Below are 13,432 nucleotides of genomic sequence, written 5' to 3' on the forward strand. Positions count from 1 at the left end.
CGGTGGTCAGGCGGTCCGGTAGGCGGCGAGAATGCTCTCGCGCAGGGCCGGATCCGAGTCGGTCGTGCCGTGAGAGGGGTTCGTCCATTCCTGCTGCACGCGGCCCGACGAGCCGAGCAGGGCGATGCGGGAGCCCACGACGAGCGCCTCGTCCACGTCGTGCGTCACCATCACCGTGGTGACCCCGAGGTCGGCCGTCACACCGACGAGCCACCGCTGCGAGTCAGCCCGGGTGACCGGGTCGAGTGCGCTGAAGGGCTCGTCCAGGAGCAGGATCTCCGGGCGCGTCGCGGCGGCACGGACGACCGCGACACGCTGCGCCTGCCCGCCCGAGATCTGATCGGGGCGGGAGTCGGCGAGCTCGGCGATGCCGAAATGGTCGAGAAGACCGTCGACGTGTCGGGCGTCGACGCGGCCGCGCAGCGCGCGGAACCGGCCGCCCAGCGCCACGTTCTCCCGCACCGTCAGCCACGGGTACAGCAGCGGCTTCTGGAAGACCACGGCGTATGAGTGGCCCCCGCCGCCGGTGCTGCCCGACCCGACGCGGAGTTCCCCCCCGGCCGGTTCCTCCAGCCCCGCCAGGAGCCGGAGGAGAGTGGACTTACCGACGCCGGACGGGCCGAGGAGCACGAGCGACTCACCGGACCGGACCTGCAGCTCCAGGTCGGTGAACAACGGTCGACCACCGGGCAGCCGGTGCTGGAGGCCCGTGACGCTGACGGCCACGGGCTTCTCGAGCACTCCGGCCGTCACGGCGCGACCCCGAGCCGGTCGAGCTCCCACCGCAGCTGGGACTGGGAGGGCGACTGCACGGGAAGGAACGCCGCCTCCCGCATGCGACGGTTGGCCGGGGACGCCTGGGCGTACCCCATTCCCCCGCAGAGGACGGCATCGAGCCGCGTCGCCGCCGGCGCGATCTCGGCCCCGTCGAGCCGCAGGAGCAGTAGATCCTTCAGCGACGCCTCGTGCGGTGCCGCACCGAGTCGATGCAGTTCGGAATGCATGTGCGTGTGCCGCGCGGCGAGATCGGCGTGCTCATCCGAGTAGAAGGCTCCGAGTCCCTCGAGCCGCCCCTCGGCCTCGGTCAGCGACCGTGCGGCGACGCCCGAGCAGAACGCGGCCTGGAGGACCAGGAACTGGGGGCGCACGCCGGAAAGGAAGTCGGCGAGATCCTCGCCGAGCACCTGCTCGTCGGGGACGACCACGCCGTCCAGCCCGATCATCGTCGAGGCGGTCGCGTTGAGTGCCAGGAGGTCCGGAGCGTTGCGGATCTCCACGCCGGGCGCGGAGGCGTCGAAGGCGACGACCAGGCTGCGCCCGTCCTCGGTGTTGGCCGCGAGAACGATCGTGCTGTCCGGATAGACGTTGGACGCCCACGCGATCGGCCCGTCGATCCGGTAACCACCGTCGACCTTCGTCGCGGAGATCGGGACGTTGCCCAGTCCGACGACCTGTCGCTGGGCGGCCGCCATCCCGGTGACGCCGGGGCGGTCGCCGTCCGCGACGGCCCGGTAGGTCCGGGCCGCCGCGTCGGAGCGGTCGGCCGAGTGCCGCAGGTAGGCGGCGGTCATCCGCTGCGCCCACGCGCCGAACGCGACGGCGAGGCTCTCCGTGGCCACCGCCTCGATGACCGCCGCGGCGACGGAGACCGGCGTGCGGTCCACGTCGAAGAGGCCGAGATCGGCGAGTGCGGCGATGTCCTGACGCAGATCCGCCTCGTTCCGGTCCAGCGCGGAGGCGCGTGCGGCGACGGAGTCGATCACCGCGACGAGACCCTCCACGTCGACGCTGCCGAACTCACCGGCGGTGAGACGGGCCCTGGGCGCCCCGAGGTCGTGGGTGATGGTGTCGGTCGCGGGTGTGCTCATGCCAGCTCGTGCAGACGCGAGATGGGGGTGGACACGATCTCACGCGCGCGGACCACCGCATCGGTGTCCGGGGCGTTGTAGAAGCACAGGCACTTGTCCGTGTCCTCACGGACGTAGGTGCGCAGGAAGGAGACCTCGGGGATCTCCGCGTACTTCGGGGACTTCTCCTTCTTGCGCGTGAGGTAGGTGTCCATGTCGATCTCGGCGGGGATGTCCCATTCGACCAGGTAGCCGGCCTCGGGACGGGCCGCCTTGATGGTCTCGAGGTCGGTGCCCACGAGGCGCACCTGCGCCGGCTCGGTCACCTCGGCCGCACCGATCGCGGACGCGTCCAGAGCGGGCGCCTCGACGGCGCAGGCCCCGTTCTCGTCGTCGGGGAGTTCGATGACGGTGAAGACTCGGGAGGCGCCCTTGGTCACCTGGGTCTCGATGACCTCCGCGTCGGACCCGGCGAGGGTCGAGGCGATGGAATCGATCAGAGCGGACGGGTCGGCCTGCTGCTCCGTCGAGGGGGTGATCTCGTAGAGGAAGAGAGTCATTGGGGGTGTTCCTTTCCGGGGGCGTCGTCTCGTCGTCTCGCCCCACGCTAGAGAGAACAGACTGTTCTGTCTAACTATTCCGCGGCGGGCTCCCCCTTTCCGGAGAGCAGCGCGGTGAACACTGGGAAAACGGAGAGCCGGGGCCTCGGCGGCGCCACTACAGTCATGTCATGCGTACTGTCTTCCGATCCAAGCTCGACGAGTTCGAGGACCAGCTGATCCGCTTCTGCGAGACGAACACCCGGCTGCTCGAGCGCGCCACCGCCGCCCTGCTCGACGCCGACGAGGTCGCCGCCACGGAAGTGATCGATGGCGCCGCCGAACTGGAGGACCTCCGCGAGGTGAGCGAGCAGCACGCCTTCGAACTCCTCCTCCTCGAGGCTCCCGTCGCCGGTGACCTCCGCCGGGTCGTCTCGGGCATCTACATCGTCGAACACTTCACCCGGATGTCCGCGCTCGCCGGCCACATCGCACGAGTGGCCCGCCGTCGGCACCCGCACACGGTCGTCCCCGAGCCCGTCGTCTCCCTCATCCGCGAGATGGCCCGCCGCGACGGTGAGATGGCCCGACAGCTCACGACGCTGCTCACCGACCACGACGCCGACAAGGCGCGGACCCTCGACGACGAGGACGACGCCGTCGACCAACTCCACGCCGACCTCATGAAGGAGATCTCGTCGGAGGACTGGCCGCACGGATCGGTCAGCGCAGTCGACCTGGCACTGCTGGCCCGCTACTACGAGCGCTTCGCCGACCACACGGTGAGCATCGCCAACCGGATCGTCTATCTCGCCACCGGAGAGCGCCCTGACTGCGGCTCACTCTCCCACCTCGAGGACGGCACCGTCCTCGACTGAGCCACACCGCCTCGCGCCGGGTCGCGATCGTCGCCCGCGCCGGACCAACGGACAGGAGACTTCGCGTGAATCAGAGCGCGATCATCACCGGCGGCACCGGCGGGATGGGCCTGGCGACCGCCGCGATACTGGGCCGCGATCACCGGATCCTCCTCGCGGATCTCGATGACGCCAGGCTCGCCGACGCAGTGGACCGCCTGGGCGCCCTGGGGGTCGAGGCGGAGGGCGCGGTCTGCGACATCACCGACCGCGAGTCCGTGAACGCGGCCTTCGCCCGTGCGCAGACGTCGGGCCGGCTCCGCGCGGTGGTGCACGCGGCCGGTGTGAGCCCCCTGATGGGTGACGCGGAGAAGATCGTCCGGATCAACGCCCTAGGGACCGTCCACGTCACGGAGACGGCACTGTCCGTGGCGGCCCCCGGCTCGGCTCTGGTCAACGTGTCCTCCATCGCCGGGCACCTGTTGCCGTCGTTCCTGCGGCCCTTGCCCGCCTTCCGCTGGGCGATGAGCGACCCGACGCGCATGGTTTCGGCCCTGACCCGCATGGCGACCCTGGCGCCGGGCCGGGGCGCTCCCGGCGCCGCCTACACGCTGAGCAAGGCGTTCGTCATCTGGTACTCCCAGTTCATGGCGGCGACGTTCGGCGAGAAGGACGCCCGCGTCCTCTCGGTCTCCCCCGGCAGCTTCGACACCGAGATGGGCCGCCTCGAGACGAAGAGCGGATCGGAGCGCATGGTCGGCCTGGCCGCACTCAAGCGGTTCGGTACCCCAGAGGAGATCGCCGAACTCCTCGCCTTCTGTGCTTCCGAGAAGCCCGGCTACCTCACCGGGACCGACATCCTGTGCGACGGCGGGAACAGGGCCGGCCTCACCCTGGCCGGGATGCTCTCCATGGCCAGGGGCGGCTGACCGACGGCGCGTCACCAGGCGGTGAGGTCCGCCGGGTGGGCCGCCTCAGCGGCAGATGGCGCCCGTCGAGGCGGACTGCACCAACTTCGAGTACTTGGCGAGGACGCCGCGGGTGTAGCGCGGCGGCAGGGGCTCCCACCCCTCGCGCCGGGACTGCAGCTCCGACTCGTCCACCAGCAGCTCGAGGGTCCCCTGCGAGACGTCCAGTCGGATCCGGTCGCCGTTCCGCACGAACGCGATCGGTCCCCCGTCCACGGCCTCCGGGGCGATGTGCCCCACACACAGACCGGTGGTGCCACCCGAGAAGCGCCCGTCGGTCATGAGCAGGACGTCCTTGCCCAGGCCCGCGCCCTTGATCGCACCGGTGATGGCGAGCATCTCCCGCATGCCGGGCCCGCCCTTGGGACCCTCGTAGCGGATCACCACGACGTCTCCGGCGGTGATGGTCCCGTCCTCGAGGGCGTCCATCGCCGCGCGCTCGCGCTCGAAGACCCGGGCGGTGCCTTCGAAGACATCGGAATCGAAGCCCGCGGACTTGACCACCGCACCCTCCGGAGCGAGTGACCCGCGCAGGATCGTGATGCCGCCGGTCGGGTGGATCGGGGACTCCATCGCGCGCAGCACGAGGCCGTCCGGGTCCGGCGGGGCGATGTCCGCGAGGTTCTCGGCGACGGTGCGCCCGGTGACCGTGAGGCAGTCGCCGTGCAGCAGCCCGGCGTCGAGCAGGGCCCTCATCACCACGGGCACCCCGCCGATCCGGTCGACGTCCGTCATCACGTGCGCGCCGAAGGGCTTGACGTCCGCCAGGTGCGGCACCGTCGCACCGATGCGGGCGAAATCCTCGAGGGTCAGCTCGACCTCGGCCTCGCTGGCGATCGCGAGCAGGTGCAGCACGGCATTGGTGGACCCACCGAAGGCCATGACCACGGCGATGGCGTTCTCGAACGCCTCCTTGGTCATGATGTCGCGGGCGGTGATCCCGCGGCGCAGCAGTTCGACCACGGCCTCACCGCTCGCCGTCGCGTAGTCGTCGCGCCGACGATCGGGGGCCGGGGGGGACGCGCTGCCCGGGAGGGACATCCCCAGGGCCTCGGCCGCGCTCGCCATGGTGTTGGCGGTGTACATCCCGCCGCAGGCGCCCTCGCCCGGGCAGATGGACCGCTCGATGGTGTCGACGTCCTCGCGGCTCATGAGACCGCGCGAGCAGGCTCCGACGGCCTCGAAGGCGTCGATGATGGTGACCTGTTTCTCCGTTCCGTCGGAGAGCTTGGCGAAGCCGGGCAGAGTGGACCCGGCGTAGAGGAACACGCTCGCCAGATCGAGGCGCGCGGCGGCCATGAGCATCCCCGGCAGGGACTTGTCGCACCCGGCGAGCAGCACGGAGCCGTCGAGCCGCTCGGCGCTCATGACCGTCTCCACGCTGTCGGCGATCACCTCGCGGGAGACCAGCGAGAAGTGCATGCCCTCGTGACCCATCGAGATACCGTCCGACACCGAGATGGTGCCGAACTCCAGCGGGTACCCGCCCCCCGCGTGCGTGCCCTCCTTGACCTTCTTGGCCAGCCGGTCCAGCGAGAGGTTGCACGGGGTGATCTCGTTCCACGACGACGCGACGCCGATCTGCGGCTTGACCCAGTCGTCGTCCCCCATCCCCACCGCCCGGAGCATCCCGCGCGCCGCGGTCTTCTCGAGACCGTCGGTGACGTCGCGACTCCGGGGCTTGACGTCGGCCTCGCGGCCGGTGGCCGCGTGTCCTGGGCTACGCATGTCGGTTCCGGAACTCATGCGCACAGCCTAGGCATTGTCCGCCCCACCGCGCGGTCGGACCCTCCGCCGCGGCCCGACTGTCCGCCGATCGGGGCGGGGATTCCGGCGAGGGGTCCTCCACGAGCCGACAGGATGGCGGCATGACCCCCGCCACCGCTTCCCCCTCCGCGGTGGGCTGAACGCTCTGTGCTTCGAGATGCTCGAGTGCCGATCGGTGCTGTGCGGCGACTGGAAACTGCTGTGGATGGCGCCCCCGTACGGCGGGGCAACCGATGGCAGCTGTTCAACCCCGCGGAGGATCCGCGCGAACTGGTCGACCTGGCCGACCGCTACCCGGGGAAGGTGGCGCAGCTGGAGGGCCAGTGGCGGGCCTACGCCGAGTACGTCGGCTACATCCGGTCGGACGGCACCTCCGCCGCGGCCGAGTTGGGGATCGACCGGTTCTTCGAGTTCCGGCTCGCGGACGACTGACCGCCGCCCGCAGCCCGCCCGCTCAGCGGGAGCGGTTCCTGACGAGGTCGTACCGGCGCAGCGCCTCGAGCCGCTCCTCGGCGTGGTCCACGATCCGCTCGGGGTACCCGTGGTCGTGCCCGTCGGGCCACCGCCAGGGCTCGTGCGCGGCCGCCCCGGGTAGATGCCGCAGTTCCGGGACCCACCGGCGGATGTAGTCCCCGTCCGGGTCGAAGCGCTGCCCCTGGGTGACCGGGTTAAGACACGGAAGAACGGGGAGGCGTCCGTCCCGGTGCCGGCCACCCACTGCCATCCGTGTTTGTTGGAGGCGAGGTCGCCGTCGAGCAGCTGGTCGAGGAAGTGCCGGGCGCCGACCGGCCACCACACGTGCAGGTCCTTGACCAGGAAACTCGCGGTGACCATCCGGACGCGGTTGTGCATCCACCCCTGCGCGAGGAGCTGACGCATGCCCGCGTCGACGAACGGGAAGCCCGTCCGGCCCCGTCGCCAGGCCTCGACGAGGTCGTCCACCTCGGGACCCCGGTCGTACGGCATCCCGGCGAGAACGTCGCGCAGGTCTCGCCAGGCGGACCGGGGCTGGTGCCACAGGACGTCGGCGTAGAACTCCCGCCACGCGAGTTCGGTGACGAAGCGGCGGGCCCCCTCGCCGTCGGCGGCGGGGTGCGCCGCGAGGTCGGCCAGAATCGTGCGAGGGTGGATCTCTCCGTACTTCAGCGGCGCGGACAGGCGACTCGTGGTGTCCAGATCGGGGCGGTCGCGCTGCTGTCCGTAGTGCTCGAGGTCGTCCTCGAGGAAGCCCCGCCACCGGGCGAGGGCCGCGGCCTCCCCCGCGTCACCGGCCGCACCGCGAACCGCGGCACCCGCCGCGTCGCGTCCCCAGCCGTCACCGTCGTCTCCGGGGAGCTCCCCGGCGGGCGTAGCCGCCCAGGGGACGTCCCGGGGCCGCTGCCCGGGCTCGGGCGACCCGTGTTCGCGCCACGCGCGTGAGAACGGGGTGAACACCTGGTACGGGCGGCCGCTGCCGTTGAGGACGCGGCCGGGCCCGACGGCGTACGGCGAGCCCGTCTCGACCAGCCGGCGGCCGTCGGCCTCGAGCGCGGCCCGCACCCGTTCGTCCCGGCGGCGTCCGTAGTGCGTGGACTCGCGGCTGACGTGCACCTCGCGAGCACCGGTGAGCGCGGCCAGTCCGGGGATGACGTGGGTTGGATCGCCGGTTCGCAGGACCAGCGCTCCGCCGGTGTCGGCCGACAGCGCCGCGACCGAGGCCGCCAGTCGGTCGGCTCGCGCGCCGGCCCGGGACAGCAGGGCGGGATCGCGGACGAAGACGGGCAGCACCTCGTCCCCGGCCCCCACTGCCTCGAGCAGCGCCGGATGGTCGGACAGGCGCAGGTCGCGGCGGAACCACAGTATCGAGATCCCCACGGGGGCCTCCCTCGTCGGCAATCACGGCGGATCGACCGGGACCCGCCGCCGTGACCCCGAGTGTGGCAGAAGCGCGGTCCCTCGTCGGGCCGGCAGACGTGCGGCCCCTCGTCGGGCCCCGCGGTCACGGCGCACCTCCGCTCACGGAACCGCGGCGTCGAACTGCCGCACCGTCGACCGCACCGCCCGCCGCACCGCCCGCCGCGCCGTCGACCGCGCCGTCGACCGCTTCGGCGTGCGGTGACCCTAGGGCGCGAGGGCCGGGAAGTGCGGCACCACGTGCTCGGCCAGCTCGGCGATCACCTCGCCGACCGGGCGGCGGCAGGCCCCCAGACCCAGCTGCACGTGGTTGACCCCGATCCCCCTCAGGTCCTCGAGGTGGTCGACCAGCCTGCGCCGGCCGATCCGGAAACCGAAGGTGATCGGGGAGGCGGACTCGTCCGGGTCCTCCGCGAGGTCGATCTGCAGCGACTGCGCGAAGGGCTTGAACACCTCGCCGTCGTTCCCCTCGCCGCCGTCCCGCGCACCGCGCTGCGCGTCGCCACCCTCGGCCCCGCCACCCGCGCTGTGGCCGCCTTCCGCGGCGGCGGCCACCGCCTCCCTCCACTGCGCGGCGGTGCGCCGCTGGGCGTCGAAGTCGCGCGGGTAGGTCATCCACCCGTCCCCGTACGCGGCGAGGTAGGCCACGCTCTGCTGACACGACCCGATCATGATCACCGGAACCGACGCGGCGGTGGGCTTGGGCACCACGTCCGCGCTGTGCATCCACCCGCCGGACCACCGGATCCCGCGCATCTCGGTGGTCAGCGCGTGCGTCATCACGCGGAGGTTCTCGCGGAACCGTTCACCACGCTCGCCCTGCTCGAGGCCGAACGCGCGGAACTCCTCGGGCCTGTCCCCCGACGCCAGTCCCAACAGGAGCCGGCCGCCCGAGAGCCGGTCGACGCTGGCCGCGGACTTGGCCACGTGCAGCGGATGCCGCACCGGCAGGACCATGCCCGCGGTGCCCAGCGCGATCCGCGAGGTGTGGGCGGCGATGTGGGTGAGGTAGACCCACGGGTCGTAGACCTGACCGACGTCGCCGAAGGACGGCACCCGCAGCGGGATGTCACGGACGTAGAGGGCCGCGAACCCGCCGGCCTCGGCGGCCCGGGCCAGCCGCACCTGGGCCGCCGGGTCGTGGACGTCGTCGCCGTCGGCCCGGCTCCGCAGCGGGAACCCGAGGCCCAGCGTGAGGCGGCCGGGCGCGTAGGTGCGGCGGAACCCCGGCAGGGCGCGGGGGTCACCGTCGGAGCGGGTGCACGGCGAGGAGGTCATGGCCTCCACCCTGGCACGGGCGGCACGACGCCCCGCACACCCGCGGTCCTCCGTCGCCCCACGCCGGGCGACACCGCACGCCGGCCCGGCGGCTGGACTAAGCTCCCTCTCATCTGTCGACGCGGAAAGGCCGGATCGTGACCACCACCCTCCTGGCCGCGGAACCCTCCTCGACCGAACTGGTCTCCCTGTTCTGGATCGCCCTGGTGGTGTGGGCCGCGCCCCTGCTGTCCGGCCTCACGCGCTCGCTGGTGCCCGGCGTGGTGCTGCTGCTCGTCGGCGGGATGCTCATCGGCCCCGACGGGCTGGGCCTGGCGGTGGAGTCCGGCGGTGTGGCGTTGCTCGCGGAGATCGGTCTGGGGCTGTTGTTCCTGCTGGCCGGGTTCGAACTGGAGGTGTCGTCGCTCACCGGCCGGCCGGGCCGCCGCGCGATGCTCAGCTGGCTGGTCGGAGTGGTCCTGGCGACAGGGGTCGGCTGGCTGGTCTCGGGCCGCTGGGAGACCGCGGTGGCGATCGGCCTGCTGCTCACCTCCACCGCGATCGGGACCCTGCTGCCGATCCTCAAGGGCGCCGGCCACGACACCACCCCGGTCGGGCGGGCGGTGCTCACGCACGGCGCGGTCGGCGAGCTGGGACCGGTGCTGGTCATGGCGTTGCTGCTGGGAACGCGCGACGTCGTGTCGTCGGCCGTGGCCGTGGGCCTGTTCGTGGTGGCGGCACTAATGATCCTGGCCGTGCCCGCGCGGCTGCTGCACATCCCGGCGCTGGGCCGCGCGATGGTCCGCGGCACCACGTCGACGAGCCAGCTGGCGATGCGGACGGTGATCCTGTTGCTGGCCTCGATGATGGTGGTGGCCACGGTGTTCGGGCTCGACGTGGTCCTGGGCGCGTTCGCGGCGGGGATGATCCTGCGACGCCTGGTCGCCGGGTTCGACGTGCGGGTGCCGCGCCCGACCGGCGGCCCGGCCGACGGCCCCCGCCGCGATCTGTCGGAGATCCTGCTGTCCCAGCTCGAGACGGTCGGCTACACGGTGTTCATCCCCGTGTTCTTCGTGGTGTCGGGCATGGGGATCAGCGTGGGTGCGGTGGCCGACGCGCCGTGGCTGCTGCTGTCCGCGGTGGCGAGCATGCTGGTCCTGCGCGGCGGCGGGGTGTGGCTGGGCGAGGCCGTGCTGCACTCCCATCCCGACCTCGTGTCGCCCCGGGACCGGGCCCGGGTGGGGCTCTACGCCGCCACGGGCCTGCCCATCATCGTGGCGGTCACGCAGGTCGCCGTGGACAACGGCTTGATGACCGCGGAGATCGCGTCGGTCCTCGTGGCGGCCGGCGCGGTCACCGTGCTGGCCTTCCCGGTCCTCGCCGAGGTGGTCCGCGCGGGGGACGACCGTCGCGGCGTCGCCCGGGGCTGAGCTCCGCGAGCGGCCTCGCGCCCGCGCGGATACGGCGACGACGACGAGGCCACCCCTCGGGCGTGACGGGCCCGTCTCCCCGGGCGCGGGCGGACCGAGATCTACCGGTGCCGGGAGGTGGGCGCCGGCCGGGCGGGCGCCGTGGCCGCGGGGAGCAGCAGCCCGGGGCCACGGGCCATGAGCACGCCGGCGAGCAGTGCGCCGAGTCCGCCCGCCGCCAGGTCGCCGACGGTGTCCTCGTAGGTCACGTAGATGTCGTCGGTGAGGTAGGCGTATCCGAACCACTCGACCATTTCCCACATCGCGCCCAGCGCGAGCCCGAACGCGGTGGTGAGCACGACGGCGCCGGTGACGGTGAACCGGCGGGAGCCGGGCACCCGCACGATCCCGCGGTGGGCACAGAACAGGTACGCCACCACCGACAGGGCCCCGGCCAGGAGGAAGTGGATCAGGATGTCCCACCACCAGATGGTGCGGTAGAGGTCCACGACGTTGCTCCACGCGGCGACGAGCAGGGTGGCCGACACGGCGGCGTCCGCCCAGGCACGCATGCCGAGGAACCGGGGCAGCATGAGTCCGGGCAGGGCGAAGGCCATGATGGCGGCGTCGGTGAGTCCGTGGAAGAGCAGGGCCGAGACCACGGTGAGGACGCCCAGCACGCGCAGGGCGTCCGCCACCCTCTGGGCTGCGCTCCCGGCGGGTCGCAGGAAGTTGTCGATCACGTCCGCCGGGCTCCTCCCTCTCCTCGCGTTTCGCCTCGCACCCCATTGTGCGCCTCATCGTCCGGGCCGGCCGGGCCATCCGGGCCATCCGGGCCAGCGGGGCCATCCGGGCCGACCGGGTGCACCACGGCGTGCACCGGCAGATGGTCCGACGGCCACCCGCCCTCGTGACGGAGCGGATTGATCGCGGCGTCGATGACCGTGAGACCGGGCGTGGTGAGGATCCAGTCGATCCGGGCGCCGTCCCGGCGCGGCCGCCGATAGTCGGCGTAGGTGCCCCACTGCTCGCTGCGCCGGGCCCGGGCGACCCGCCAACTGTCCACCAGTGTCCCGTCCGAGAGGAGTTCCCGCACGGCCGGGCTCGACGATCCCGCGTTGAGATCCCCGGTCACGACGGCCGGCAGGTCCCGTTCGGCCACCACCTCCAGAAGGGCACGGGCGGAGCGCAGGCGGGACCGGGCCGAGAGCGGGTCGAGGTGAGTGTTGACCACGAGCAGCTCGTGCCCGGTGACCCGGTCGCGAAGCCGAACCTCGACCACCACCCGCGGGAACAGATTGCCCCAGGACACCGATCCCGCGCGGTGCGGCGTGTCCGACAGGGCGGACTGTTCCCAGCCCAGCAGCTCGAGGCGGGTCGTGTCGAAGAAGACCGGGCACGCCTCTCCCCCGCCGTCCGCCGAGCGACCACGACCGACGTGGTCGTAGCCCGGGCCGAGACCCTCGAGCACCGTGGGGACCTGTTCGGCGACGACCTCCTGCGCGCAGAGCACGGTCGGCCGCTCGGAGGCGAGCAGGGCGCGCACGCGCGGGGTCCGGTGGCGCCATCGATCCGCCGCGCGGGTCAACGCGGCTGGCACCGGCCGCCGGACATTCCACGTCATGACGTGCAGGCCCGGCGCGGGCACAGGGCCGATGAGGGGCGGGGTCCACGGCGACGGGTCGGCTGCTCCGACGGACGCGGAGCCGGACGCAAAGCCGCGTCGGGGCTCACGCTGTGCCATGTCCACGCTCCTGCCGTTCTCGCCGCCGCGTCGCTACTGCCGGGCGACCTCCACCCTATTCGGCGCGCGAGCCGGAGTGGACGGCCCCGATACTCGCCGGGGCCCGGTCGACGCGCGGCACCCGGCGGCGCCACCGCGGTGGGAGAATGGTCACCGTGCCCATGCCCCCGCCCCTACCGGTCCGGGACGGCGTCAGCCCCACCCGCCTGCGCGTGCCCGCCGACGGCCCGTGGGCGAGCATCGCCGAGTACATCGAGGCGAGGTTCGACCACCTCGACCCGGGCGAGCTGCGGCGCCGGATCTCCGCCGGCGAGATCGTCGGCGCCGAGGGCCGGGCGATCGACCACGACACCCCGCTGGGCACCCACGAGTTCGTCTGGTACCACCGCGATCTGCCCGACGAGCTCGTTCTGCCCTACCGGGAGGAGATCCTGTACCGGGACGACCACCTCGTCGTCGTCGACAAACCACACTTCCTCCCCACCACGCCCTCCGGCCACTTCCTCCGCGAGACCGCACTGGTCCGGCTGCGCACCCGCCTGGGCAACGACGACATCACGCCGATCCACCGCCTCGACCGCGAGACCGCCGGGGTGGTCATGTTCTCCGCCCGCGGCGACACCCGCGGCGCCTACCAGTCCATGTTCGAGCGGCGAGAGGTCACCAAGGTCTACGAGGCCGTCTCCGCGCGTCCGCCCGGATGGGACCCGGCCGCGCCGACACTCGGCGGCCGCCCGGTGCCCGTCACCCACGGCGAGCACATCCGGTCGCGGCGCGGCGAGCTGCGCGTCACCCTCCACCCCGACCTACCGCCCAACTCCGAGACCCTCGTCGACGTGCTCAGGACCGGGCACAGCGAGTCCGGGCGGCCCGTCGTCCACACGCTCCTGCGGCCCCGCACGGGGCGGCTCCACCAACTGCGCGTGCACCTCGCCGCGCTGGGGATCCCCATCCTCGGCGACCGGCGCTACCCCGACCTGCTGCCGGAGGCCCCCGACGACCCCGACCTGCCGCTGCAGCTCCTCGCCCGCGAGCTCAGGTTCACCGACCCCGTCACCGGCGGGCCCCGGCGGTTCGTCACGCGCCGGGCCCTGGCGCACGCCCCCGTCAGCGGCGCCGCTGGAACGTCAGGTGAGTGACGCCGCTGGGCG

General features: G+C 72.6%; 12 protein-coding genes and 1 pseudogene. 5 read left to right on the forward strand and 8 right to left on the reverse strand.

Annotated elements, in window-relative coordinates; translation table 11 throughout:
- Positions 1 to 6: 6 nt before the first annotated feature.
- The 3 genes from A6035_RS09930 to A6035_RS09940 are packed head-to-tail and all read right to left on the reverse strand — an operon-like array spanning position 7 to position 2,407.
- Complete coding sequence (locus tag A6035_RS09930; RefSeq protein ID WP_108849204.1) at positions 7 to 693, reverse strand: ABC transporter ATP-binding protein; 687 nt, start codon at positions 691 to 693, stop codon at positions 7 to 9.
- Between the two features lie 56 nt (positions 694 to 749).
- Positions 750 to 1,868, reverse strand: coding sequence for an acyl-CoA dehydrogenase family protein (locus A6035_RS09935; RefSeq protein WP_108847652.1), 1,119 nt, complete (start codon positions 1,866 to 1,868; stop codon positions 750 to 752).
- Complete coding sequence (locus tag A6035_RS09940; protein WP_108847653.1) at positions 1,865 to 2,407, reverse strand: DUF4242 domain-containing protein; 543 nt, start codon at positions 2,405 to 2,407, stop codon at positions 1,865 to 1,867. The genes A6035_RS09935 and A6035_RS09940 overlap by 4 nt, the downstream gene beginning before the upstream one ends.
- 170 nt (positions 2,408 to 2,577) lie before the next feature.
- Between A6035_RS09940 and A6035_RS09945 the strand changes: the two genes are divergently transcribed.
- Both A6035_RS09945 and A6035_RS09950 read left to right on the forward strand, forming a co-directional pair.
- Positions 2,578 to 3,264 carry a phosphate signaling complex PhoU family protein gene (locus tag A6035_RS09945; RefSeq protein WP_108847654.1) on the forward strand — a complete coding sequence of 229 codons (687 nt, stop codon included), beginning with the start codon at positions 2,578 to 2,580 and terminating at the stop codon, positions 3,262 to 3,264.
- 65 nt (positions 3,265 to 3,329) lie between these two features.
- Positions 3,330 to 4,172 carry an SDR family oxidoreductase gene (locus A6035_RS09950; protein ID WP_108847655.1) on the forward strand — a complete coding sequence of 281 codons (843 nt, stop codon included), beginning with the start codon at positions 3,330 to 3,332 and terminating at the stop codon, positions 4,170 to 4,172.
- Between the two features lie 45 nt (positions 4,173 to 4,217).
- Here A6035_RS09950 and ilvD read toward each other — a convergent pair whose 3' ends face one another.
- Entirely contained in the window at positions 4,218 to 5,957 is a 1,740-nt protein-coding gene (gene ilvD, locus A6035_RS09955) for a dihydroxy-acid dehydratase (protein WP_235026760.1), read from the reverse strand.
- 222 nt (positions 5,958 to 6,179) lie between these two features.
- On the opposite strand from ilvD, the gene A6035_RS09960 reads away from it, so the two are divergent.
- The gene (locus A6035_RS09960; RefSeq protein WP_108847656.1) at positions 6,180 to 6,410 is read left to right on the forward strand and encodes a hypothetical protein; all 231 of its coding nucleotides are present in this window, start codon (positions 6,180 to 6,182) and stop codon (positions 6,408 to 6,410) included.
- Positions 6,411 to 6,432: 22 nt separating this feature from the next.
- On the opposite strand, the pseudogene A6035_RS09965 reads toward A6035_RS09960, so the two are convergent.
- Positions 6,433 to 7,826, reverse strand: a pseudogene (locus A6035_RS09965) (cryptochrome/photolyase family protein).
- 252 nt (positions 7,827 to 8,078) lie between these two features.
- Positions 8,079 to 9,149, reverse strand: coding sequence for an LLM class flavin-dependent oxidoreductase (locus A6035_RS09970; protein ID WP_108847657.1), 1,071 nt, complete (start codon positions 9,147 to 9,149; stop codon positions 8,079 to 8,081).
- Between the two features lie 137 nt (positions 9,150 to 9,286).
- On the opposite strand from A6035_RS09970, the gene A6035_RS09975 reads away from it, so the two are divergent.
- Entirely contained in the window at positions 9,287 to 10,558 is a 1,272-nt protein-coding gene (locus A6035_RS09975) for a cation:proton antiporter (protein ID WP_108847658.1), read from the forward strand.
- 101 nt (positions 10,559 to 10,659) lie between these two features.
- On the opposite strand, the gene A6035_RS09980 is transcribed toward A6035_RS09975, so the two are convergent.
- Complete coding sequence (locus tag A6035_RS09980; RefSeq protein WP_108847659.1) at positions 10,660 to 11,280, reverse strand: DUF2238 domain-containing protein; 621 nt, start codon at positions 11,278 to 11,280, stop codon at positions 10,660 to 10,662.
- Positions 11,277 to 12,281 carry an endonuclease/exonuclease/phosphatase family protein gene (locus A6035_RS09985; protein WP_108847660.1) on the reverse strand — a complete coding sequence of 335 codons (1,005 nt, stop codon included), beginning with the start codon at positions 12,279 to 12,281 and terminating at the stop codon, positions 11,277 to 11,279. Before A6035_RS09985 ends, A6035_RS09980 begins: the two co-directional genes overlap by 4 nt.
- 146 nt (positions 12,282 to 12,427) lie before the next feature.
- On the opposite strand from A6035_RS09985, the gene A6035_RS09990 reads away from it, so the two are divergent.
- On the forward strand, positions 12,428 to 13,420 hold the full coding sequence (locus A6035_RS09990; protein ID WP_108847661.1) for a pseudouridine synthase: 993 nt from the start codon (positions 12,428 to 12,430) through the stop codon (positions 13,418 to 13,420).
- Positions 13,421 to 13,432: the final 12 nt, after the last annotated feature.

The organism is Dietzia lutea (genome assembly GCF_003096075.1).
Taxonomy (GTDB): Bacteria; Actinomycetota; Actinomycetes; order Mycobacteriales; family Mycobacteriaceae; genus Dietzia; species Dietzia lutea.

Excerpts from the sequence above, each read along its gene's own strand:
- ilvD (WP_235026760.1), bottom strand. The coding sequence starts at position 5,957 with ATGAGTTCCGGAACCGACATGCGTAGCCCAGGACACGCGGCCACCGGC.
- A6035_RS09985 (WP_108847660.1), bottom strand. The coding sequence starts at position 12,281 with ATGGCACAGCGTGAGCCCCGACGCGGCTTTGCGTCCGGCTCCGCGTCC.
- A6035_RS09945 (WP_108847654.1), top strand. The coding sequence starts at position 2,578 with ATGCGTACTGTCTTCCGATCCAAGCTCGACGAGTTCGAGGACCAGCTG.
- A6035_RS09990 (WP_108847661.1), top strand. The coding sequence starts at position 12,428 with ATGGTCACCGTGCCCATGCCCCCGCCCCTACCGGTCCGGGACGGCGTC.
- A6035_RS09940 (WP_108847653.1), bottom strand. The coding sequence starts at position 2,407 with ATGACTCTCTTCCTCTACGAGATCACCCCCTCGACGGAGCAGCAGGCC.
- A6035_RS09935 (WP_108847652.1), bottom strand. The coding sequence starts at position 1,868 with ATGAGCACACCCGCGACCGACACCATCACCCACGACCTCGGGGCGCCC.
- A6035_RS09970 (WP_108847657.1), bottom strand. The coding sequence starts at position 9,149 with ATGACCTCCTCGCCGTGCACCCGCTCCGACGGTGACCCCCGCGCCCTG.